This window comes from Micromonospora sp. BS32 (assembly GCF_059089345.1).
In genome coordinates, this window is record NZ_JBSSHR010000035.1 from 1 (window position 1) to 20,223 (window position 20,223).

At 72.1% G+C, this 20,223-nt stretch carries 21 protein-coding genes; 12 read left to right on the forward strand and 9 right to left on the reverse strand.

Annotation, left to right across the window (positions count from 1 at the left end):
* The first annotated feature begins 655 nt into the window (after positions 1 to 655).
* Both AC5RWQ_RS29465 and AC5RWQ_RS29470 read left to right on the forward strand, forming a co-directional pair.
* Positions 656 to 1,105, forward strand: a complete 450-nt coding sequence (locus AC5RWQ_RS29465) for an SDR family oxidoreductase (RefSeq protein WP_494285862.1) — start codon at positions 656 to 658, stop codon at positions 1,103 to 1,105.
* Positions 1,053 to 1,205, forward strand: a complete 153-nt coding sequence (locus AC5RWQ_RS29470; protein ID WP_494285888.1) for a hypothetical protein — start codon at positions 1,053 to 1,055, stop codon at positions 1,203 to 1,205. The genes AC5RWQ_RS29465 and AC5RWQ_RS29470 overlap by 53 nt, the downstream gene beginning before the upstream one ends.
* Before the next feature lie 22 nt (positions 1,206 to 1,227).
* Here AC5RWQ_RS29470 and AC5RWQ_RS29475 read toward each other — a convergent pair whose 3' ends face one another.
* Positions 1,228 to 1,491 carry an SCO4848 family membrane protein gene (locus AC5RWQ_RS29475; protein WP_494285863.1) on the reverse strand — a complete coding sequence of 88 codons (264 nt, stop codon included), beginning with the start codon at positions 1,489 to 1,491 and terminating at the stop codon, positions 1,228 to 1,230.
* Between the two features lie 102 nt (positions 1,492 to 1,593).
* A complete protein-coding gene (locus AC5RWQ_RS29480) occupies positions 1,594 to 2,058 on the reverse strand; it encodes a hypothetical protein (protein ID WP_494285864.1) in 465 nt (154 codons plus the stop codon).
* A 288-nt stretch (positions 2,059 to 2,346) separates the two neighbouring features.
* Here AC5RWQ_RS29480 and AC5RWQ_RS29485 point away from each other — a divergent pair, with 288 nt between their 5' ends.
* The 4 genes from AC5RWQ_RS29485 to argS all read left to right on the forward strand — a co-directional run bounded on the left by AC5RWQ_RS29485 (position 2,347) and on the right by argS (position 6,157).
* Positions 2,347 to 2,784 carry a PRC-barrel domain-containing protein gene (locus tag AC5RWQ_RS29485; RefSeq protein ID WP_494285886.1) on the forward strand — a complete coding sequence of 146 codons (438 nt, stop codon included), beginning with the start codon at positions 2,347 to 2,349 and terminating at the stop codon, positions 2,782 to 2,784.
* A 50-nt stretch (positions 2,785 to 2,834) separates the two neighbouring features.
* On the forward strand, positions 2,835 to 3,002 hold the full coding sequence (locus AC5RWQ_RS29490; RefSeq protein ID WP_494285865.1) for a hypothetical protein: 168 nt from the start codon (positions 2,835 to 2,837) through the stop codon (positions 3,000 to 3,002).
* Positions 3,003 to 3,097: 95 nt separating this feature from the next.
* Complete coding sequence (gene trpS, locus AC5RWQ_RS29495) at positions 3,098 to 4,156, forward strand: tryptophan--tRNA ligase (protein ID WP_494285866.1); 1,059 nt, start codon at positions 3,098 to 3,100, stop codon at positions 4,154 to 4,156.
* A gap of 282 nt (positions 4,157 to 4,438) precedes the next feature.
* Entirely contained in the window at positions 4,439 to 6,157 is a 1,719-nt protein-coding gene (gene argS / locus AC5RWQ_RS29500) for an arginine--tRNA ligase (protein ID WP_494285887.1), read from the forward strand.
* A gap of 33 nt (positions 6,158 to 6,190) precedes the next feature.
* Here argS and AC5RWQ_RS29505 read toward each other — a convergent pair whose 3' ends face one another.
* A complete protein-coding gene (locus AC5RWQ_RS29505) occupies positions 6,191 to 6,562 on the reverse strand; it encodes a VOC family protein (protein ID WP_494285867.1) in 372 nt (123 codons plus the stop codon).
* A gap of 273 nt (positions 6,563 to 6,835) precedes the next feature.
* On the opposite strand from AC5RWQ_RS29505, the gene AC5RWQ_RS29510 reads away from it, so the two are divergent.
* Positions 6,836 to 7,333, forward strand: coding sequence for a protealysin inhibitor emfourin (locus tag AC5RWQ_RS29510; RefSeq protein ID WP_494285868.1), 498 nt, complete (start codon positions 6,836 to 6,838; stop codon positions 7,331 to 7,333).
* Positions 7,334 to 7,396: 63 nt separating this feature from the next.
* On the opposite strand, the gene AC5RWQ_RS29515 is transcribed toward AC5RWQ_RS29510, so the two are convergent.
* The gene (locus tag AC5RWQ_RS29515; protein WP_494285869.1) at positions 7,397 to 10,672 is read right to left on the reverse strand and encodes an ATP-binding protein; all 3,276 of its coding nucleotides are present in this window, start codon (positions 10,670 to 10,672) and stop codon (positions 7,397 to 7,399) included.
* A gap of 142 nt (positions 10,673 to 10,814) precedes the next feature.
* Between AC5RWQ_RS29515 and AC5RWQ_RS29520 the strand changes: the two genes are divergently transcribed.
* Entirely contained in the window at positions 10,815 to 11,693 is an 879-nt protein-coding gene (locus tag AC5RWQ_RS29520) for an alpha/beta fold hydrolase (RefSeq protein WP_494285870.1), read from the forward strand.
* Between the two features lie 81 nt (positions 11,694 to 11,774).
* Here the strand turns inward: AC5RWQ_RS29520 and AC5RWQ_RS29525 are convergent, their stop codons facing one another.
* Positions 11,775 to 12,122 (reverse strand): DoxX family protein, encoded by a 348-nt coding sequence (locus AC5RWQ_RS29525; RefSeq protein ID WP_494285871.1) that lies wholly within the window; start codon positions 12,120 to 12,122, stop codon positions 11,775 to 11,777.
* A 126-nt stretch (positions 12,123 to 12,248) separates the two neighbouring features.
* Here AC5RWQ_RS29525 and AC5RWQ_RS29530 point away from each other — a divergent pair, with 126 nt between their 5' ends.
* A complete protein-coding gene (locus tag AC5RWQ_RS29530; protein WP_494285872.1) occupies positions 12,249 to 13,139 on the forward strand; it encodes a LysR family transcriptional regulator in 891 nt (296 codons plus the stop codon).
* Positions 13,140 to 13,206: 67 nt separating this feature from the next.
* Here the strand turns inward: AC5RWQ_RS29530 and AC5RWQ_RS29535 are convergent, their stop codons facing one another.
* From AC5RWQ_RS29535 to AC5RWQ_RS29545, 3 genes are all read right to left on the reverse strand, one after another.
* Positions 13,207 to 14,229, reverse strand: a complete 1,023-nt coding sequence (locus tag AC5RWQ_RS29535; protein ID WP_494285873.1) for an aldo/keto reductase — start codon at positions 14,227 to 14,229, stop codon at positions 13,207 to 13,209.
* 64 nt (positions 14,230 to 14,293) lie between these two features.
* A complete protein-coding gene (locus AC5RWQ_RS29540) occupies positions 14,294 to 14,692 on the reverse strand; it encodes a (R)-mandelonitrile lyase (RefSeq protein WP_494285874.1) in 399 nt (132 codons plus the stop codon).
* A gap of 29 nt (positions 14,693 to 14,721) precedes the next feature.
* Positions 14,722 to 15,627: a helix-turn-helix transcriptional regulator gene (locus tag AC5RWQ_RS29545; RefSeq protein ID WP_494285875.1), complete on the reverse strand. Its 906-nt coding sequence runs from the start codon at positions 15,625 to 15,627 to the stop codon at positions 14,722 to 14,724.
* 158 nt (positions 15,628 to 15,785) lie between these two features.
* Here AC5RWQ_RS29545 and AC5RWQ_RS29550 point away from each other — a divergent pair, with 158 nt between their 5' ends.
* The 3 genes from AC5RWQ_RS29550 to AC5RWQ_RS29560 all read left to right on the forward strand — a co-directional run bounded on the left by AC5RWQ_RS29550 (position 15,786) and on the right by AC5RWQ_RS29560 (position 18,972).
* Positions 15,786 to 17,252, forward strand: coding sequence for an MFS transporter (locus AC5RWQ_RS29550; RefSeq protein WP_494285876.1), 1,467 nt, complete (start codon positions 15,786 to 15,788; stop codon positions 17,250 to 17,252).
* Positions 17,253 to 17,463: 211 nt separating this feature from the next.
* Positions 17,464 to 18,483: a zinc-binding dehydrogenase gene (locus AC5RWQ_RS29555; protein WP_494285877.1), complete on the forward strand. Its 1,020-nt coding sequence runs from the start codon at positions 17,464 to 17,466 to the stop codon at positions 18,481 to 18,483.
* A 111-nt stretch (positions 18,484 to 18,594) separates the two neighbouring features.
* Positions 18,595 to 18,972, forward strand: a complete 378-nt coding sequence (locus AC5RWQ_RS29560; protein ID WP_494285878.1) for a DUF2255 family protein — start codon at positions 18,595 to 18,597, stop codon at positions 18,970 to 18,972.
* 3 nt (positions 18,973 to 18,975) lie between these two features.
* Here AC5RWQ_RS29560 and AC5RWQ_RS29565 read toward each other — a convergent pair whose 3' ends face one another.
* A complete protein-coding gene (locus tag AC5RWQ_RS29565) occupies positions 18,976 to 20,112 on the reverse strand; it encodes a low temperature requirement protein A (protein WP_494285879.1) in 1,137 nt (378 codons plus the stop codon).
* Between the last annotated feature and the right edge of the window lie 111 nt (positions 20,113 to 20,223).

A 20,223-nucleotide genomic window follows, 5' to 3' on the forward strand; every position in this document is an offset into this window, starting at 1 on the left:
TCAAGCACCCTGTTGAGTTCTCAAAGAACAACCACACACCATCCGGAAAACCCGCACCGCGAGCCACCCGTCCGGGGCACTTCGTTCAACCCGCCGCTCTCGCGCCGGGCACTTTTACTACGTTACCTCACCGTCTTCCCCGTGTCAACCGGTGTGTCCCGGTGTGTCACGCTTGGTACGGTTCAGCGCCCGGTGAGCCCGCGCAGCATCGAACCGCTGCGCTTGATCCTCGGATTTGGCAGAACCGGCCGCTGCGGTTTCCCACATGCTCGCCCGGTGCCCTGCCGGTCGACAACCTTACCCGGTCGGTTCCGCTCGTCCAAATCCGCCTCGCAGCGTTTCCGGTGAGCCCGCCCGGACCGCGTCTCGGAGGATGCGAATCCTCGTCTGACCCGGTGTCAGTCTGGTTCGGCGCTCCGGGCTCTTCGTCCCGTTTGCCCCGTTCCGCGCTGGCAGAGAGAAAGTTACGCGTCTGCGGGTCTGGTCGTCAAATCCGCGTGCCGCGTCCCGCGTCACATCATCACCGATCGTCTGTCTTCCCAGCTCAGCCTGTTTTCGTGGGCGGCAGGACCAGGCCGAGCACGGACCGAAGGGCCCACCGGGTCGGGAAGCAGCGCCCTGGGTGAGCCCGGCGGTGCGGGTCAACGGTGAGGTCATGACAGTTCTGGTGACCGGCGCGACCGGCCGGGCCGGATGGCACGTCGCCCGGACTCTGCACGACAGCGACCACCGGGTGCGCGCCGCGGTCCCCGATGGGAACGCCACCGGGCCCTGGGACGAGACGGTGGCCTTCTCGTTCACCGACCCTGGCACCTGGGACGCGGCCCTCACCGGGGTGGATCGGATGTTCCTCATGCGGCCCCCGCAGATCGGCACCGTCAAGCGGGACATGCTGCCCGCCCTGGAGCGCGCCCGGCAGCTGGGCGTACGCCGGATGGTGCTGCTCTCCCTCCAAGGGGCCGATAAGAACCCGGTGGTGCCACAACCACGCCCTGGAGAAGTGGCTGCGCGCCTCCGGCCTGGAGTGGACCTTCGTCCGGGCGGCCTTCTTCATGCAGAACCTTCCACCACCCCCGGCGGCCGGACTCAGCACCGACGTCCGTGACCTGCTGGGCCGCCCGCCGATCGACTTCGCCCAGTTCGCCTACGACGAGCGCGCCGCCTGGTTGCCGAAGCCGGCGGCGCAGCGGAGCGGAGCGAGCTGACCCGCCCGCCGCTCGGAGCGGCTCAGGCGCCGGAGCCGCCCCGGCTCTCCCGGGCGGCCCGCCAGCCACGGACACCGAGCACTCCGACGGTGGTGCCGATCACCAACGACGCGGCGATCAGCAGGGCGTGCACCCAGAGGAAGGCGGTCGGTGCGCCCTCGCCCACCGTGCCGCCGGCCCAGGCGCGCCGGTCGTTCCAGACGGCGAGGGCGAACCTCGGCCAGATCACCCAGGTCCAGACGCCGACCCCGACGAGGAAGACCGACCAGCCGCGCGACAGCACCATGGTTGGCGAGTATGCCAGCGCCTGGACCGGTCATCACCGCCGCGACCAGCGACGGAGATGCTCCGGGGCCCGCGATCGGTGCGGACCCCGGCGCGGGACGGTTCAGAAGCAGGTGCCGATGCCGCCGATCGCCGCGTTCGCCCGGTCGTGGTAGTGGATCGTGCCGCTCGGGTCGGCCATGAAGCCGCCCCAGATGGTGCAGCCACCGCGGACGTACGCCCGGGTCGGGCCGGCCGCGTACAGCTTGTTGCCGTCGTCAATCTGGGTGGGCAGGTACTGCGCGGCGAGGTAGACCTGGGTACGGGTGAGCGTGCCGACGTACGCGGACTTCAGGGTGACCGTGCAGCCGTAGCCGGTGACCGGGTTGTAGAGCAGGTGCACGGTGCCGAGCAGGGCGCCGGTCGAGGCGTCGTGGACCGGGTCCTGGTCGACGGTGGTGTAGCCGAGCCCGCAGAGCGACTGCGCGCTGTACGGGTTGACCGCCGCCTGCGCGGCCACCCCCGTCCCGCCGACCAGCGCCACGGCGAGCGCCCCCACGAACCCGATCCGTCGGATGGTGCGGTACATCTGCGTCCCCTTTTCTCGGTGCTGCCGGATGCGGGACCAGAATCGTCGGCGGCCGTGGCCGGACGAATGTGCCGGCGGGATACTCCGCAGGCCACCGGAATGTGTGGCGAGAGGATCACACCTGTCGCGAGCTGCGCAGGAAGCGGGCAATAGATAGACCGGTCCCGCATATGAGCTAATTCGCACCGCGACATTTTTGTGAACCCGGAATTGCCGTGCTGTTTCCGGGGACGGCGAGTGGGGCACCTGATGGCGGACTACTCGGACGACGTACCGGAGGTGTCGCAGATGCAGCCGTTCAATCCGTGGTCCTGGCGGGACCCGGCCGCCCTGGCCGGTGGGTACGACCAGACCGACCCGGGCGAGGCGCCGCGCGGGCGGCCTGGGCACGACGGCCCGGATGCGCCCGGCCCGGGCACCCCGATCGACCTGGTGGGCTACCGGGTGGAGGCGACCGACGGCCGGATCGGGGCGGTCGACGAGGCCAGCGACGACGCCGGCGCCCGGTGGCTGGTCGTGGACACCGGGCCGTGGATCTTCGGCCGCAAGGTGCTGCTGCCGGTGGGCACGGTGGCCCGGGTCGACCACCTGGAGCGGGTGGTGCACGTCGACCGGACCCGGGAGCAGGTGAAGGAGTCGCCGGCCTTCGACCCGGACGACTTCGCCCGGCCCGACTACCGGGAGCAGGTCGGCAGCTACTACGAGGAGAGCTACCGGCGGAACTGAGAGGCGCCGGCCGGACCCCGGGGAACGCGGTGAGCGACTACCGTGAAGGCATGGTCCGGCCGGTCATCCTCGCGCCGGAGGCCCTCGACGGCCTCCCGGGCGACCTCGTGCCGTCCTGCCCGACCAGCCCCGGCGACGGCCGGGAGCGGATCCTCGATGTCCTCCGTGCCGGTGGGTTGCGGTTCCGCGCCGGCGCGCGATGGCGGTCCGTGCTCTGACGAGCCGACCCCACCGACCCTGACGGGCAACCACGCCCCGGGTCGATCGCGCGCGTGCGCGTCCTGCACTCCATCGGCACGAAAGGCGTACCACCATGTCCGTTCCACGGATGCTCACCGGGGACCGCCCGACCGGGCGGCTGCACCTCGGCCACTACGTCGGCAGCATCGCCAACCGGGTGGCGCTGCATCAGCGCTACGACAGCTACTTCATCATCGCCGACCTGCACATGCTGACCACCCGCAACAGCCGGGAGGACATCGGCCGGGTCGCCGGCAACGCCCGGGAGATGGTCACCGACATCCTCGCCTGCGGGGTCGACCCGGCCCGCGCGACGTTCTACCTCCAGTCGGCGATCCCCGAGGTGGGCGAGCTGAACACCCTCTTCCAGAACCTGGTCACCGTGCCCCGGCTGGAGCGGGTGCCGTCGGTGCGGGAGATGGCCCGCGATGCGGGCCGGGAGGAGATCCCCTACGGCCTGCTCGGCTATCCCGTGCTCCAGGCCGCCGACATCCTCTGCGTGAAGGGGCAGGTGGTGCCGGTCGGCAAGGACAACGCCGCGCACGTCGAGGTGACCCGGGAGATCGCCCGCCGCTTCAACCACCTCTACGGCGAGGTCTTCCCGGTGCCCGAGATGATCGCCTCGGCGACGCCCACCCTGGTCGGCACCGACGGCCATCAGAAGATGAGCAAGAGCCGGGGCAACGCCATCGCGCTCTCCGCCGACCCGGCCACCGTGCGCCGGGCGGTGCTGGGCATGTACACCGACCCGAACCGGGTCCGCGCCGACGTGCCGGGAACCGTCGAGGGCAACCCGGTCTTCGTGTACCACGACGTGTTCAACCCGGACCGGGCCCAGGTGGCCGGGTTCAAGGAGCGCTACCGGGCCGGGCGGATCGGCGACGTCGAGGTCAAGGAGGCGCTCGCCGTCGCGCTCAACCGCTTCCTCGACCCGATCCGGGAGCGCCGGGCCCGCATCGAGGGCACCCCGGGCCTGGTCGACCAGCTGATCGTCGAGGGCACCGAGCGGACCCGGGAACAGGTCCGCGCCACCGTGGTCGAGGTCCGCCGGGCGATGGGGCTGACCGCGGCGTACCAGCAGGTGCGACGCCGGGCCGAGCGGGCCCGCAAGGCCGCCGCCACGCCGGCCTGATCGGGGTACGACAAGCGGGCCGGCCGGGAACCGGGGTGCCCCCGCCCCGGCCGGCCGCTAGGCTCCCCGGCATGACCAGCGCGCCCGCCCTCACCACCGGCACGTCGTACGACGTCCAGGTCGGTGCGGAGCGACGCCGGCGATCCGTCGCCCGCCCGCGCTGACCCTTCCCTGCGACCGGCGGATCGAGCCGCCGGTCACCGCCGATCGTCCTCGGTCCGTCCGCAGTCTCCCCGTCCGGAGATCCGCGTGACTGACGGATCCGACCAGATCGGCGTACCCATGGATCTTGAAAAGCTGCTCACCGACCGGCTGGCGCCGGCGTTCGCGGCCGTGGCCGGCGGCCCGGTCGACCCCGTGGTGCGGCGTTCCCCGCGCGCGGACTTCCAGTCCGACGCGGCGCTCGCGCTGGCCCAGCGGCTCGGGCGCCCGCCGCGGGAGATCGCCGCGGCGGTGCTCGAACGCGCCGAGCTGGCCGACCTCTGCGCGGCGGCGGAGGTCTCCGGGCCGGGTTTCCTCAACTTGACCGTCGCCGACGGGGCACTCGCCGCCCTGGTCGGCGGGCTGGCCGGCGACGAGCGGCTCGGGGTGCCGGTGTCCGCCGCCCCGGAGCGGGTGGTGGTCGACTATTCGGCGCCGAACGTGGCCAAGGAGATGCACGTCGGGCACCTACGCTCCACCGTGATCGGCGACGCGGCGGTCCGGCTGCTGGACTGGCTCGGGCACCGGGTGGTCCGGGTCAACCACCTGGGCGACTGGGGAACCCCGTTCGGGATGCTGATCGAGCACCTGGTCGATCTCGGTGAGGCCGAGGCGGGGCGCGAACTGTCCATGGGGGACCTGGACAGGTTCTACAAGACGGCCCGGGGGAAGTTCGACACCGACGAGGCGTTCCGCCAGCGCGCCCGGCGGCGGGTCGTCGCGTTGCAGGGCGGCGACCCGCGCACCCGGGAGCTGTGGCGGCTGCTGGTGGAGCAGTCCGAGCGGTACTTCCTGGCCGTCTACGCGCTCCTCGACGTCACCTTGACCGGGGTCGACTTCCGGGGTGAGAGCGCGTACAACGACCGGCTCGCCGGGGTCGTCGCCGACCTGGACCGGATGGGCCTGCTGACCTCCAGCGACGGGGCGGAGTGCGCCTTCCCGCCGGGCTTCACCGGCCGGGACGGTGCGGCGTTGCCGCTGATCGTGCGCAAGGCCGACGGCGGCTACGGCTACCCGGCCACCGACCTCGCGGCGCTGCGGCACCGGACCGACGAGCTGGGCGCGACCCGGCTGCTCTACGTCGTCGGCCTGCCCCAGCGGCAGCACTTCGCGATGGTCTTCGCGGTCGCCGAGCAGGCCGGCTGGCTGCGCCCGCCGGCCCGGGCCGAACACCTCGGCTTCGGATCGATCCTCGGCGCCGACGGGCGGATGCTGCGCAGCCGGGCCGGCGACTCGGTGAAGCTGGTCACGCTGCTGGAGGAGGCGGTCGCCCGGGCCACCGAACTGGCCCGCGCCAAGAATCCCGGGCTGGACGCCGAGGCCGCCGCCGAGATCGGCCGGGCCGTCGGTATCGGCGCGCTCAAGTACGCCGACCTGGCCACCGAACGCACCCGGGACCACGTCCTGGACTGGGAACGGATGCTCTCCCTCGACGGGAACACGGCCCCCTACCTCCAGTACGCGTACGCCCGGATCCGGTCGGTGTTCCGGCGGGCCGGGACCGACCCGCGGCCGGACGCACAGATCGTGCTCGCCGAGCCCGCGGAACGGGCACTGGCGGTCGAGCTGCTCGGCTTCGCGGCGGTGGTCGCCGAGGCGGAACGGACCCTGGCGTTCCACCACCTCGCCGGCTACCTGCACCGGCTGGCCGTCACCTTCAGCGCGTTCTACGAGCGCTGCCCGGTGCTGCGGGCTACCGGCGAGCTGCGCGAGAGCCGGCTGCTGCTGGCCGACCTGACCGCCCGGACGCTGCGGCAGGGACTGCACCTGCTCGGCATCCGGACCGTCGAGCGGATGTGACCGGTCGTCCTGCTGGACGATGGGGCTGAGCGGTCAGCCCCGGGCCTGCCAGGTCTGCACCTCGACCAGGTTGCCCTCGGGATCCCGCAGGTAGGCCGAGCGGATGCCCCAGCCGGGACGGTCGGCGGGCGCGGATACCACCGCGCCCGCCGGCTGGCCGGCGACCACGTCGTCCACGTCGGACACCGGGAGCACCAGCAGCACTCCGCCGTCTCCGGACCCCACCGGCACCGCCGCCTCGGCGGCCCGCCGGCCCAGAATCGCGAGCACGGTTTCACCGGCCTGGTCGAAGCTGGCGTACTCGAACTCGGGGACCAGTCGCTCCGGTTCGGCGCCGAGCAGGTCGGTGTAGAAGCGCACGCTGGCCGGGAAGTCGTCGGCCACGACGCGGGCATGGATCGCCATGCCGCCGACCCTAACCGGATCCGCCCGCCCTCGGGTCCCCCGGCCGGTAGGCCCACCGCGCACCGGGAAGCCCCGCTTCCGGGTGAGCCGGAACACAGCAGAAAAACAATTGTTCCAAGCGCGGAAACAATCGAAACAAATTGCACCTTACGCACCGTCCTCATGGGACCAACGGCCCATAGGTGACCCGTTCCCACCGGTGATAGAAAAGAGGCGACAAAGGAACGGGCGGCACGCTCCACGAGACAGTCGGGGGGCGGGTTTCCGGAGTCGGTGACCGCCGACAGGACACGCCGCACGTTCCACCATTCCCACGAGGAAAGGGGACCAGTCATGTCTGCCATGCTGCGTACCATCGGCCGGCTCATGACGGCGTTTGTGCTGCTCATCGGCGTCAGCGCCGGCACCGTCGCGATCGCCGGGCCGGCCCAGGCGGCCCCGGCGGGCGCCTACCAGGTGACCGTCACCCGTACCGGCGGATTCATCGGTGTGAACGAGACGTACACGGTTTTCTACGACACCGCGCACGTTTCCACCCCGGCGCTGATGACCACCGTCGAGGGCCGCGAATTCCGTCACCTCTGCGCGTCGTACCCGCCCGCCGGAAACGGTGCCGACCGGTTCGTCTACACCGTTTCCGTGACCTACCGCAACGGAGTCACGAAGACGATCGTCACCGAGGACGGCGCCGACGCCCCCGAGCTGCTCTGGCGGGTCATCGGCACCACCTTGCAGATCACCCGCGATCTGGCGGCCACCACGGCCGGCTGAGCTGGCCGGTGACGACGGCCGGCCCGCGCGGTGCGGGCCGGCCGTCCCCGGTCCGGGAAAAGGTCAGCGCTCGTCCCGGTACGCCAGCAGCTCCCGCGCCCGTCGGCGGTGGGCGACCGCCTCGTCGTCGCGACCCAGCGCGCCGGCGAGGTCGGCGAGGTACCCGGCCACCGGCCCGAACGTCAGCACCCCGCTCCCCGCGCCCGCCAGTTCGTCGGCGGCGGGCAGCAGCTCGGCGTACAGCCGTCGCATCGTGCGATGGTCGTCGAGGGCCAGCGCCGCGCGGGTGGCGAGGCAGAGCCGGGCCTCCCACAGCAGGTCGTGCGGGGAGTCGGGGAGGGCGCGCAGCGCGACGCCGGCCTCGTCACGACGCCCCTCGGCCAGCAGCGTCGACGGTCGGACCCACGGCTCGTACGGGCCCCACTCCCGCTCCGCCGGACCGTCCACCTGGCCGGACGGGCGCAGGGAGAACAGGGCGAGCGGCAGCAGTCCCTCCGCCATCCCGGGCATGCCGGCACCGGAGAGGCGGACCTGCGCGGCCCGGTACGCGACCGCCGCCTCGGCCGGGTGCCCGTACGCGGCCAGGCGCAGGGCGCCGTACCACTGGGTGAAGACGCCGACCAGCGGCAGGTCGTACCGGTTGGCGAGGCGGTCGGCGGCCTGCGCGTCGGCGGCGGCGGCGGCGAAGTCCGCCAGCGCGCAGTGCGCCTGCAGGGCGATCAGGTGACCGAGGACCTCGAAGGTCACCAGCCGGTGCCGGGCGGCCAGCTCGATCAGCTCCACGCCGATGCGGGCCCGGTCGGCAGCCTGCCCGGGGCGCTGGAACGTGTGCATGAAGCGGGCGTTGAGCGCGAACGCCAGCAGCGCCGGCTGCTCCGCCTGGCGGGCCAGCGCCTCCGCCTCCTTCGCCGCCCGCAGTCCCTGGTCGCCCGTCGTGCCGCGCAGTTCCATCGCCAGCGTGCTCAGCAGGCGGCTACGCTGTTCCACCTCGCCACCGGGAAGGGCCGCCAACGCGGCCTCGGCCGTCCGGACGACCTGACCGGAGAGCGCCTCGTCGTCGTTGCGGGTCCACACCCCGGGCACGTCGAAGGCGGTGAGCACGAGCGCGGTCAGCCCGGGGTCGGCCAGCTCCCGGACCGTACCGATCGCCTCGCCCCGACGACGGCGTGCCTCGTCCAGGTGGCCGGTCACGGCGAGCGCCCGGCCCAGCCCCATCACCGCGGCCAGCCGGCCCCGGACGTCCTCGCCGCCGGCCCGGTCGTGGGCGGCGACGGCCTGCTCCCACAGCCGCGCTGCGGCGTGCGGGTCGGCGCGGCGTTCCGCCTGCTCGGCGGCCGCCACCGCGTAACGAGCGGCACGGGACGCGGTGGCCCGGCCCGCGGCACGGCCGAAGTGGTACGCGAGGGCGGTCACGTCGTCCGGATGGAGCCGTTCGATCGCCGCGCCGGCACCGGCGTGCCAGTGCGCCCGGCGCGGCGCGGACAGGTCGGCGTAGAGCGTGTCCCGGACCAGGATGTGCGCGAAGCGCAGCTGTCCGTCCGTGCCGCGCTCGGTGAGAAAACCCGCCCGTACCGCGTGATCCACCGCGTCGAGCAGTTCCTCGTCGTCACCGGCCAGCGCGGCCAGCACCTCCGGGTCGACGTCCCGACCGAGCACGGCAGACTGCCGCAGCAGGGTCCGCACCGGCTCGGGCAGCTGCGCCAGGCGGTGCCGGATGACGTCGCGCACCCCCGCCGGGACGGACTCCAGGGCCGCGACGCCCTCCGTGGCGAGCAGCCGGGCCAGCTCCCGGACGAAGAACGGGTTGCCGCCGCTGCGCCGGTGGATCAGCCGGACCGTGTGGGCGTCCGGCTCCTGGCCGGCTACGGCCCCGGCAAGCTCGCCGGTCGCCGGCTCGGACAGCCCGCCCAGGTAGACCCGGACCGGTTCGGTCGGGGCGATCCGGGCCAGCGCCGCGGTCAGCTCCGGGGTGATCGCGGTGGCCCGGTAGGTGCCGACGATCAGCACCGGGCCGGCGACCGGCTCCGCCTCGCCGACCAGCGCGGTCAGCAGGTCCAGGGTGCCCTCGTCGGCGCGGTGCAGGTCGTCCACGACCAGCAGCAGCGGCCCGCGCGCCGCCACCTGGGTGATCAGCGAGACGGCGGCGCGCCGCAGCCGGAACCGGGTCAACGCCGGGTCCTCGACGGCGTGCCGGTCGGGCGGCCCACCGGTCGGCCGGGTGTCCGGCCGGTCCGCGCCGGCCGTCAGCGCGTCGGTGATCTGCGCCCACGGCCAGGCGACCGGCGCGTCGTCGTACTCGGGGCTGCGTCCCCAGGCGGTGGTCCAGCCGGCGGTGGCCAGGCGGCGGGTGAGCGCCTCGGCCAGTGCCGTCTTTCCCGCGCCCGGGTCCCCGGAGATCAGCGCGAGTGCGGGCCGGTCGTCGCGGACGACTGCCTCGGCCGCCCGCGCCAGTCGGTCCTCCTCGTCGTCCCGGCCGACGAACGGTCGCCGGTCCTCCCCGGCGTCGCGGCCGACGAGGGGTGGCCGGTGCTGCCCGGGCGGCTGCTCGGCCGGACCGAGCTGTGGGGCCTGGGCCAGGATGTCGCTTTCCAGCTGCCGCAGTCGCGGGCCGGGGTCCACGCCCAGCTCCGCCACCAGGGTCTCCCGGGCGCTACGCAGCGCGGCGAGCGCGTCGCCCTGCCGGCCCGACCGGTAGCGGGCCAGCGCCAGCAGGTGCCAGGCGTCCTCCCGCAGCGGATGCCCGGCGACGTGGCCGCGCAGGTCGGAGGCGGCCTCGGCGGCGCGTCCCTGGGCCAGCAGCGCCTCGGCCCGCCGCTCAACGCCGAGCATCCGCAACTCGTCGAGCCGATCGATCTCGGCCCGCGCCCAGTACTCCCCGGCGTACTGCGCGTACGCCGGCCCGCGCCACTGGGCCAGCGCGCCGTCCAGGCAGTCCAGGGCCTCGGCGGCCCGACCCGCGGCCAACAGCTCGCCGGACGCACCGACGGCCGCCTCGAACCGCCAGGCGTCCACTGCCTCCGGCGCGGCGTGCAACGCGTAGCCGGGCGGCGCGGTCACCAGCAACGTCGCCGGTTGCCGGGGCGGACGGTCCGGCTCCAGCGCCCGCCGCAGGTCGGACACGAAGGTACGAATCGCTCCGATCGCCCCGTCCGGCGGTGTCTCCCAGAGGTCGTCCACCAGCCGATCCACCGGTACGACCCGGCCCCGCGCGATCAGCAGGCGGGCCAGCACCGCGCGCTGTCGTGGGCCCTTCAGGGCCACCGCGTCGCCGTCGCGCACCGCCTCCACCGGGCCCAGCACGCCGAAGGCCACCACAGGAGCCTCCGCCTGCCTGGTCATGGCCCTAATCTAGGCCGCCGCCAGGTTCCGCCCGACGAACACTGATCCGTTGCTGATCCGCCGCTCATCGCCCCCGGGCAACCTCGGTGCCGGACGACGAACCCGGCCGGCGGACGACCGGCCCCGAAGAGAGGCACCTCCTGTGAATCCGACGATCAGTGGATTCGAGTACCAGCGCGTCACCGTGGCCGACGGCGTGGCGCTGAACGCCGCCGTCGGCGGCTCCGGCAGCCCGATCGTGCTGCTGCACGGCTTCCCGCAGACCCACCTGATGTGGCGGCACGTCGCCGCCGACCTCGCCGCCGACCACACCGTCATCCTCCCCGACCTGCGCGGCTACGGCGACAGCGACAAACCCGCCGACCCGGACGGCACCCGGTACGCCAAGCGCACCATGGCGGCCGACATCGTCGCGCTCGCCCGCGCCCTCGGGCACGAGCGGTTCGCCCTCGCCGGGCACGACCGGGGCGCCCTGGTCGCCGTCCGGGCCGGCCTCGACCACCCGGAGGCGGTCACTCACCTCGCCGCCCTCGACGTGCTGCCCACCCTCGACATGTGGGACGTGCTCCGTGGCACCAGCGCGGCGGTCGGCTTCCACCTCTACCTGATGGCCCAGCCGCCCGGCCTGCCCGAGCAGCTGATCAGCGCCAGCGCCGACGCCTTCTTCGGCCACTTCCTCGACGTCTGGACCCGCGACCCGGACGCCATCCCGGCCGACGTGCGGGCGGCGTACCTGCGGACGTCCCGGGAGGCCGTCCCCTCGATCGTCGCCGACTATCGGGCCTCCGCCGGCATCGACGTCGCCCACGACGAGGTCGACCGGGCGGCCGGGAACCAGCTTCGGATGCCGGTGACCGTGATGCAGCAGGACTGGGGCGCGGCCCTCGGCTACGACGCGGCCGCGGTGTGGCGGGCGTGGGCCCCGGACCTGGCACACCAGACCGTCACCTGCGGTCACTTCATGGCCGAGGAGGCGCCGGCGGAGGTGGTGAAGGCGTTGCGTGCCCTGCTGACCCGGTGACCGGGCCGACCATGCGCTGAATCCCCCTGGCGACCGGCACCTCGCGGAAACGGCGGACCGCGGGCGGCGGCGGAGGCGCGTTCAGGCGGCGAGGCCCAGCGCGAGTGTGGCGATGGTCGGCGCCATGTACAGCAGCGGATACGGGACGTGTGAGAAGGCGCCCGCCCGGAGCACGGTGACGACGGCCCCGGCGAAGTACAGCACCAGACCGATGGCCGCGGCGACGCCGATGACCGGCAGAACCAGACCGACCAACAGGCCCGCCGCCCCGAGCGCCTTGACCGTGGCCAGCCAGGGCCACCACGAGCGGGAGACGCCGTACTCCGCCAGTGGCTCCACGACCCACCTGGCCCGGCGGTAGGTGGACAGGGCCGAGAAGCCCACCCAGGCGGCGGTGAGCACGGTGACGACGACGTGTGCGGTGGACATCGTTCTCCTTTGTCAGGTGGGTCGCGGGAGGTGCGACGGCTTCCACTCTGCGATCCGGCGTATCGATGATCAACGCGTGTCTGTGCAACGATCGTGAAGCTGGGCTTTACGGTCGATCGGGGTGGCATGCTGGAGCGGTACGAGTTGGAGACCTTCCTCGCCCTGGTCGAGGAGCTGCACTTCGGCCGTACCGCGCAACGGCTGCGGGTGTCCACCGCCCGCGTGAGCCAGACGATCCGCAAGCTGGAGCGACAGATCGGCGCGCCCCTGTTCCACCGCACCAGTCGGCGGGTGGAGCTGTCCGCGGTGGGCCGCCGGTTGCACGACGAGATCCAGCCGGCCTGGGCACAGATCACCGGCGCGTTCCAGGCGGCGGTCGCGGCAGGTCGGGGTGTCACCGGGACGCTACGGGTGGCCTTCGTCGGTGCCGCGGGAGGTCAGCTGCTGCTCAGCGCCGCCGAACTGTTCCGCCGCCAGCTGCCCGGCTGCACGGTGCAGGTCCGTGAGGCGCAGATCGTGGACGTGTTGCCGTGGTTGCGCGATCGCACTGTCGACGTCGTCTTCGCGTCGCTGCCCGTCTTCGACAGTGACCTGACGACCGGCCCCGTCCTCCTCGACGAGGCGCGCATGCTTGCCGTACCAGCCCAGCACCCGTTCGCCCGTCGCGCCTCGGTCTCCATCGAGGACCTGGCCGACACGACCGTGCTGCAGTTCGCCGACGTCCCGGCCGCGTACTCCGACGAACGCTCTCCCGCCCGGACGCCCACGGGTCGCCCCGTCACACGCGGCGCATCCGCTCGTACACTGAACGAGTTGCTGGCGATGGTCGGGGCCGGGCTCGGCGTCTTCCCCGTCGGCGACCAGGCACGGCACTATTACAGCCGTCCCGACGTCGCCTACGTCCCCATCCACGATGCCCCGCCGCTGCGATGGGGACTGATCTGGCGCACCGACTCCGCCACCGCCCTCATCCACTCCTACAGCGTCGCGGCGCAGGATGCCGCACGGTCGGCATAGCGCGCGTCAGCGGCGGTACAGCTGCAGGAGCACGAGCATGGCCCTCTAGATTTCGTGTCTGTGGTGGTCAGCGACGGCGGGCCGAGGGCTGGAGGGACGGGCTGATCCAGCCGTTGTCGGCGGGGTTGAGGGTGACGCCGGGCGGCACGAGCTGGTCGATGCGGTCCAGTACGTCGTCGGAGAGGACGACATCAGCAGCGGCGAGCTGCGACTCGAGGTGCTCCATGGTCCGGGGGCCGATGATCGGCGCGGTCACCCCTGGATGCCGCAGCACGAAGGCGATCGCCATCTCGATCAGCGTCATGCCGGCCTCGTCGGCCAGTTCGGCCAACTGGTCGGCGGCGTCGAGCTTGCGCTTGTTCTCCGGCAGGGACATGTCGAACCGGTTGGCCAGCCGCTGCCGGGCGACCGACATCGGTCCAGCCTGGTCGCTGTTGCGGTATCGGCCGGAGAGCCAGCCGCCGGCGAGAGGGCTGTACGGGATGACACCCATGCCGTAGCGCTGACAGACGGGCAGGACCTCGTTCTCGATGTTGCGGGTGAGGATCGAGTACGTGGGCTGCTCGCTGACGAATCGTTCACGTCCGCGGTCCCGCGCGGTCCACTGAGCGTCGACGATGGCCGACGGCGGGAAGGTGGAGTGGCCGATGTAGCGGACCTTGCCGACGCGCACGAGATCGGTGAGTGCTCCGAGGGTCTCGTCGAGGTCGACGGCGGGGTCGTAGCGGTGCATCTGATACAGGTCGATGTAGTCGGTGCCCAGCCGCCGCAGCGAGTTCTCGACTTCCTGCATGATCCAGCGGCGGGAGCCACCGCGGTGGTTGGGGTCGTCGTCGAACGGCATGAAGAACTTCGTTGCGAGAACGATGTCGTCGCGGCGGCCGGCGAGGGCCTTGCCGACGATGACTTCGGACTCGCCCTGGGAGTACACGTCGGCGGTGTCGACGAAGTTGATACCCGCGTCGAGCGCCCGATGAATGATCTTGATGCTTTCGTCGTGGTCCTTGGTGCCCCACTCGCCGAACATCATGGTGCCGAGGCACATCTTGCTGACCGAGACGCCCGTGCGTCCCAGTGCGCGGTGCTCCACGGATCCTCTTCTCTCTGTGCGGCAGAGGTTATGGCCGGGTCACGCTGTTCAGCGCCTTGCCGGGTCAGCGCTGGCCGTACTCCTCGTCGGTGACCAGGTCGCCCCACTCGGTCTCCGGACCACCGTCGGCCGGGGCCTCCCACATGGCGAGGTGGGTCATGAAGTGGTCGGGGGCCGCGCCGTGCCAGTGCCACTCCCCGGACGGGGTCAGGACGGTATCCCCTGGGCCGATCTCGACGACCTTCCCGCCGCGGGACTGGACGAGCCCGCGTCCCTCGGTGACGTGCAGCGTCTGGCCGACGGCGTGGCGGTGCCAGGCGTTGCGGGCGCCGGGGGCGAAGCGGACGACGTTGACCCGCATCCGTGACGGCTCCTCGCCCTTCATGATCACGTCGTACCAGGCGTCGCCGGTGAACGTCTCGGCCGGCGCCTTGACGGTCGGCTGCTTGTTCAACATCTCCATGCTGTCGTTCCTGCCCATCGTGTTGTTGGTCAGACCTCGTCGCGCAGCGGGGCTGGATCCGCCGCCTGCGGCGCGGTTCGTTCTTGAGGTGCGGCGGTCCAGCTGGCCAGGAGGTTCAGGGCTTCCTGGGCGGGGCTGCCGGGTTCGGCGGTATAGGCGTTGAGCCGCAGCCCCGCGTCGGCGGTCAGTTCCATCGACTCGTACGCCAGGGTCAGGTCGCCGACGACCGGGTGGTGCAGGTGCTTGACCCCGCTGCGGTGCAACCGCACGTCGTGCGCGGCCCACCAGGTCCGGAACACCTCGCTGCGGGTGGACAACTCACCTACAAGGTCGGTCAGCGCGCGGTCGTAGGGGTCCCGGCCCGCCTCGGCGCGCAGCAACGCCACCGTGTCCGCAGCCAGCCGTTCCCAGTCGAGGTAGAAGTCCTGCGCGGCGGGGTCGAGGAAGATGAACCGGGCGATGTTCGGCGTGGCCGCCGCAGTGTCGAACAGCGGGGCGAACACCGCCCGGCCGAGCTGGTTGGCACCCAGGACGTCGAGGCGGCCGTTGCGCACGTACGCCGGGGCCATGGTCATCGCATCGAGCAGCAGCTGCACTCCGGGCCGTAGCTGCTGCGCCGGTCGGCGCCGGCCGCGCACGGTCGCGGCGCTGGTGTTCGCGGTGCGGGCCAGGTCGAAGAGGTGCGCTCGCTCGGCCTCGTTCAGCTGCAGCGCTCTCGCCAGGGCCTCCAGCACGCTGTCGGAGACGCCGGTGAGGTTGCCCCGCTCCAGCCGGGTGTAGTAGTCCACGCTGACCCCGGCCAGCAGCGCCACCTCCTCGCGGCGCAGCCCCGTCACCCGCCGGTGGCCGCCGTAGTTCGGCAGGCCAGCCAGCTCGGGGGTGATCTTGGCGCGGCGGCTGGCGAGGAAGTCACGGATCTCGCTTCGGCTGTCCACGTCCCCGACGCTACGTCGGCCCCCGCCAGCCCAGGGAGGTTCTGGCAATACCTGGAACACCAGCCACTGCCTCACCCGCGCCGACCGCGATTGGCTTGTCTCACCAACCGTTCCGGGTACGAACGCGATCGACCGCAGTGGCGGTTGAGGAGAACCAGATGCCAGACGTCACCGATCGGAGCACCACGACGCCAGCCGCAGAGCAGGCGCCGGCCACCCTGGGCGCCACCCGGCATCCCCTGGCGGTCCTGGTGATCATCCTGATCAGCTACCTGATGATCGTGCTGGACATCTCGATCGTGATCACCGCGCTGCCGAAGATTCAGGCCGGTCTCGGCCTGTCCACCACCGGTCTGTCGTGGGTGCAGAACGCCTACACCCTCGCCTTCGGCGGGCTGCTGCTGCTCGGCGCCCGCGCGGGAGACATCCTCGGCCGCCGGCGCATGTTCACCGCCGGCCTCGCCCTGTTCACCGCCGCGTCCCTGGCGGTCGGCGTGGCGCAGAACCCGGCGTGGCTGATCACCGCCCGCGCGGTGCAGGGCGTCGGCGCGGCGCTCCTCGCCCCGTCCACCCTCGCCCTGCTGACTGTCAGCTTCCCCGAAGGGCGGGAACGCACCCGGGCCGTGGCCTACTACGGCGCGGTCGCCGGGGTCGGCGCCAGCCTCGGCCTGCTGCTCGGCGGCATCCTCACCGACGTGATCTCCTGGCGGGTCGGATTCTTCATCAATCTGCCCGTCGGCCTGGCCCTGATCCTCGCCGCGCCCCGCTACCTGCCCGAGACCGCCCGGGTCGGCGGCCGGTTCGACGTCGGCGGCGCCGTCGCCTCGACGGTCGGCATGACCGCGCTGGTGTACGGCATCGTCCGCGCCGCCGACGCCGGTTGGACCGACCCCGGCACCGCCGCCGCCCTCGTCATCGGGGCGGCGCTGCTGGCCGGGTTCGTGGCCAACGAGTGGCGTGCCCGCGAGCCGATCATGCCGCTGCGGCTGCTCGCCAGCCGCGAGCGGACCGGCGCGTACGCCGGCCGGATCCTGTTCCTCGGCGCCATGATGGGCTTCTGGTTCTTCACCACCCAGTACCTGCAGACCGTCAAGGGTTACAGCCCGCTCGCCGCCGGCATCGCGTTCCTCCCGATGACCCTGATCAACTTTGTGATCGCGGTCGCCACCCCGAGGTTGACCCGCAGGTTCGGCAACGGACCGCTGCTCGCCGCCGGCCTGGCCACCACGACCCTGGGCATGTTCTGGCTCAGTCGGCTGTCCGGCGACACGTCCTATCTCACCGGCGTCGCCCTGCCGATGGTCCTCATCGGCGCCGGCCAGGGCGCCACCCTCGGCCCGCTGACCGCCGCCGGTGTCACCGGCGTCGAACCGCGCGACGCCGGCGCCGCCGCCGGCCTGGTCAACGTCGCCCACCAGCTCGGTGGCTCCCTCGGCCTGGGCATCCTGGTCACCGTCTTCACCGCCACCACCGCGCACGGGCTCGACGCGCCGCACCTGTTCGCTCACCGCGTCGGAGTCGCCCTGACCGTCGGCACTGCGATGCTCGCCCTCGCCCTGGCCGTCGTCCTCACCCTCATCGTCCGGGCCCCCCACCGCATCACCGAAGCGAAGAACCCGCGATGAGCCGCGCCAACTGGCCGGACGGTGGGCGGCCGCGCCAAGGGGGTTCTGACGTTACCTGTACCGACAGGGTCTCCCTTGCCCGACGAGTACCTGTTTTGATGGATATCGCCGGTGCGGAGCCGCGTCGAGCGCCAGAGCCCGAGCTGGTCCGGACGGCTTGCCGTCGCCACGGCGACTGTCGGCGTCGAAAGACACATTCGGAAGGAACTTCATGCGAGCGACTGTGATGTACGGGGCCGGCGACGTGCGGGTGGAGGACGTGCCCGATCCGGTGCTCCAGGAGTCCACCGACGCGATCGTGCGCGTGGTACGGACCTGCGTCTGCGGCAGCGACCTGCACCCGTACCACACCATGCCCGCATCAGGGCAGGGCACGACGATGGGTCACGAGTTCCTCGGCGTCGTCGAGGACCTCGGCTCCGGGGTGGCCGGGCTGAAGCGGGGCGACCTGGTGGTGGCGTCCTTCGCGTTCCAGGACAACACCTGCGACTTCTGCCGCGAAGGTGTGCAGACGTCCTGCCGTCACGGCGGGTTCTTCAACACCGCGCAGGCCGAGTTCGTCCGCGTCCCCCAGGCAGCCGGCACCCTCGTCACGCTGCCGGTGGGAGAGGATTCGCCGCTGCTGCCGTCGCTGCTGACCCTCGCCGACGTATATGGCACCGGCTACCACGCGGCCAAGCGCGCCACTGTCAACCCGCGCACCACCGTCACCGTGATCGGCGACGGTGCGGTGGGTCTGCTGGCGGTGCTGTCAGCCCGGCAGCTCGGCGCGGAACGGATCATCCTGATGGGCCGGCACAAGACCCGCACAGACCTCGGCATCGAATTCGGTGCCACTGACGTCGTCGCCGAACGCGGCGAGGAGGGCATCGCCCGGGTGCGGGAACTCACCGGCGGCGACGGCACCCACGCGGTGCTCGAGGCCGTCGGCCACCGCGAGGCGTACGAGCAGGCGCTCGGGGTGGTCCGCCCTGGCGGGGTGATCAGCCGGGTCGGGGTTCCACAGTACGACGAGGGGCCGATCGGCTGGGGCCTGTTCGGCGGCAACCTCACGCTGACCGGCGGTCCCGCTCCGGTGCGCGCCTACATCGAGGAGCTGCTGCCCGGCGTCCTCGACGGCACCGTCGAGCCTGGCAAGGTGTTCGACCGCACCATCCGCCTCGACGGGATGCCCGACGGGTACCGGGCGATGGACCGCCGCGAGGCCCTCAAGGTCCTGGTCCAGCCCTGACCGATCACCCGTCGCGGTGATTCTTCCCGTTCCGGGGACCGGGCGCGGCGTGCCGTCCCATGCTCGTCGCGCCCGAATCCGGAATCCACTGCCAGCACAAGGGGACTGCCGATGCCCGATTGGACGCCAGAAGAGCTCAGCAGGATCGCCCAATCCGACGAGCTGGACCTCGTCTCCGAACGCCGTGACGGCAGCCTGCGCCACCCGGTCACCATGTGGGTCGTCCGCGACGGCGACGACCTCTACGTGCGCTCCATGCACGGGACCTCCGGCGCGTGGTTCCGCGGCACGCAGACCCGCCAGAAGGGCCACATCCGCTCCGGCGGCGTCGACAAGGACGTCACCTTCGTGGTCGACACCGACCCTGACCTCAACGACCGGATCGATGACGCATACCGCAGCAAATATCGACGGTGCGGGGCGAGCATCGTCGGCGGCGTGGTCAACCCCGGCTCCCGCGCCGCGACGATCCGGCTCGTTCCCCGCTGAGCATTACCCGCGCCCCAGAGCCCGCCGAGCGTCGGCGTACCGGACGGTTTCCCCGGCGATCAGGGCAGCGAGGATGCCGGTCAGCACGGCGAGTGCGACCAGCGGCGGCAGGACCGCCGCGGCCGGTAGCCAGCCCAGCAGCACGGCCATGGTGACCAGCCGCCCGACGTGCACCGCGTAGCGCATGCGGTTGGCGAACAGCAGGTGCCCGGCGAGATAGAGCGCCGCTCCGCCGCAGAGCGCGGTGGCGTAGAACCAGCCCAACGGTTGATGCCCGGCGGGCTGGGCGAGGACCCCCTCGACACCGAGCGCGGCGAGCACGATCCCCGCGATGATCGGAAAGTGGGCGTACGAGTACGCCTCCACCGCCAGCGTCGTCCGGGCCTGCCCTCGGGCCTGCTCAAGCCGCTGCTCGGTGGACGGCGCGACCAGGTCGAAGTACAGCCACCACAGGCCGATGGAGACCGCGACCCCCAGAACGGCCGCCACGATCAAAGGCGTGCTGATCGGTTGGTCTGCGGCACCGATACCGATGGCGAGGATCGACTCGCCGATCGCCAGGATGACGAACAGATCGTGCCGCTCGCTCCAGTGGCTGGCGCTGTGCACCCGCCAACTGCCGCGACGAGAGGTAACGAAGACGATGCCCCAGTCCACCAGCAGCGCCACCGCGAACAGCACCGTCTGCCGCCAGCCGCCGAGCAGCACACCGACCAGCAGCAGGACGGCGCCGGCCAGGGTAGGGATCCACGTGATCGCAAGCTGCCGGCGCAGTCCCACATCGCCGGCCGCCGCCACCGAGTAGACCGTCAGGTGCACGCACCGCACGACCAGGTAGGCGGCCAGCAGCACCAGAGGGCCGTTCAGGCCGCCCGGCTTGTCGTGCCAGGCCTCAGGGATGGTCAGGTCGACCACGAACAGCGCCGCCATCGCCACCGACATGCCCGCTCTCAGCAGGGCCTGATCGGCCCGCGCCTGGTTGCCCAGCCACGCGTACCCCGACCACGTCCACCACAACAGGGCCAGCAGCAGCAAACCCTGGACCACCCCGTGAGCGCTGTGGGCGCCCGCCATGTAGTCGGTGACCCGGGTGACGGCGAAGACATAGACCAGGTCGAACAACAACTCGAACCGGCTCACCGGCTGGCCCTCATTGGTGGGACTGACCGCCCCGAAAAACCCACGCCGCCCGCTACCGCCCGCGACCGACACGCCGCCCGCCCCTCCGCTCCAGCGTCGACCCGCACAAGG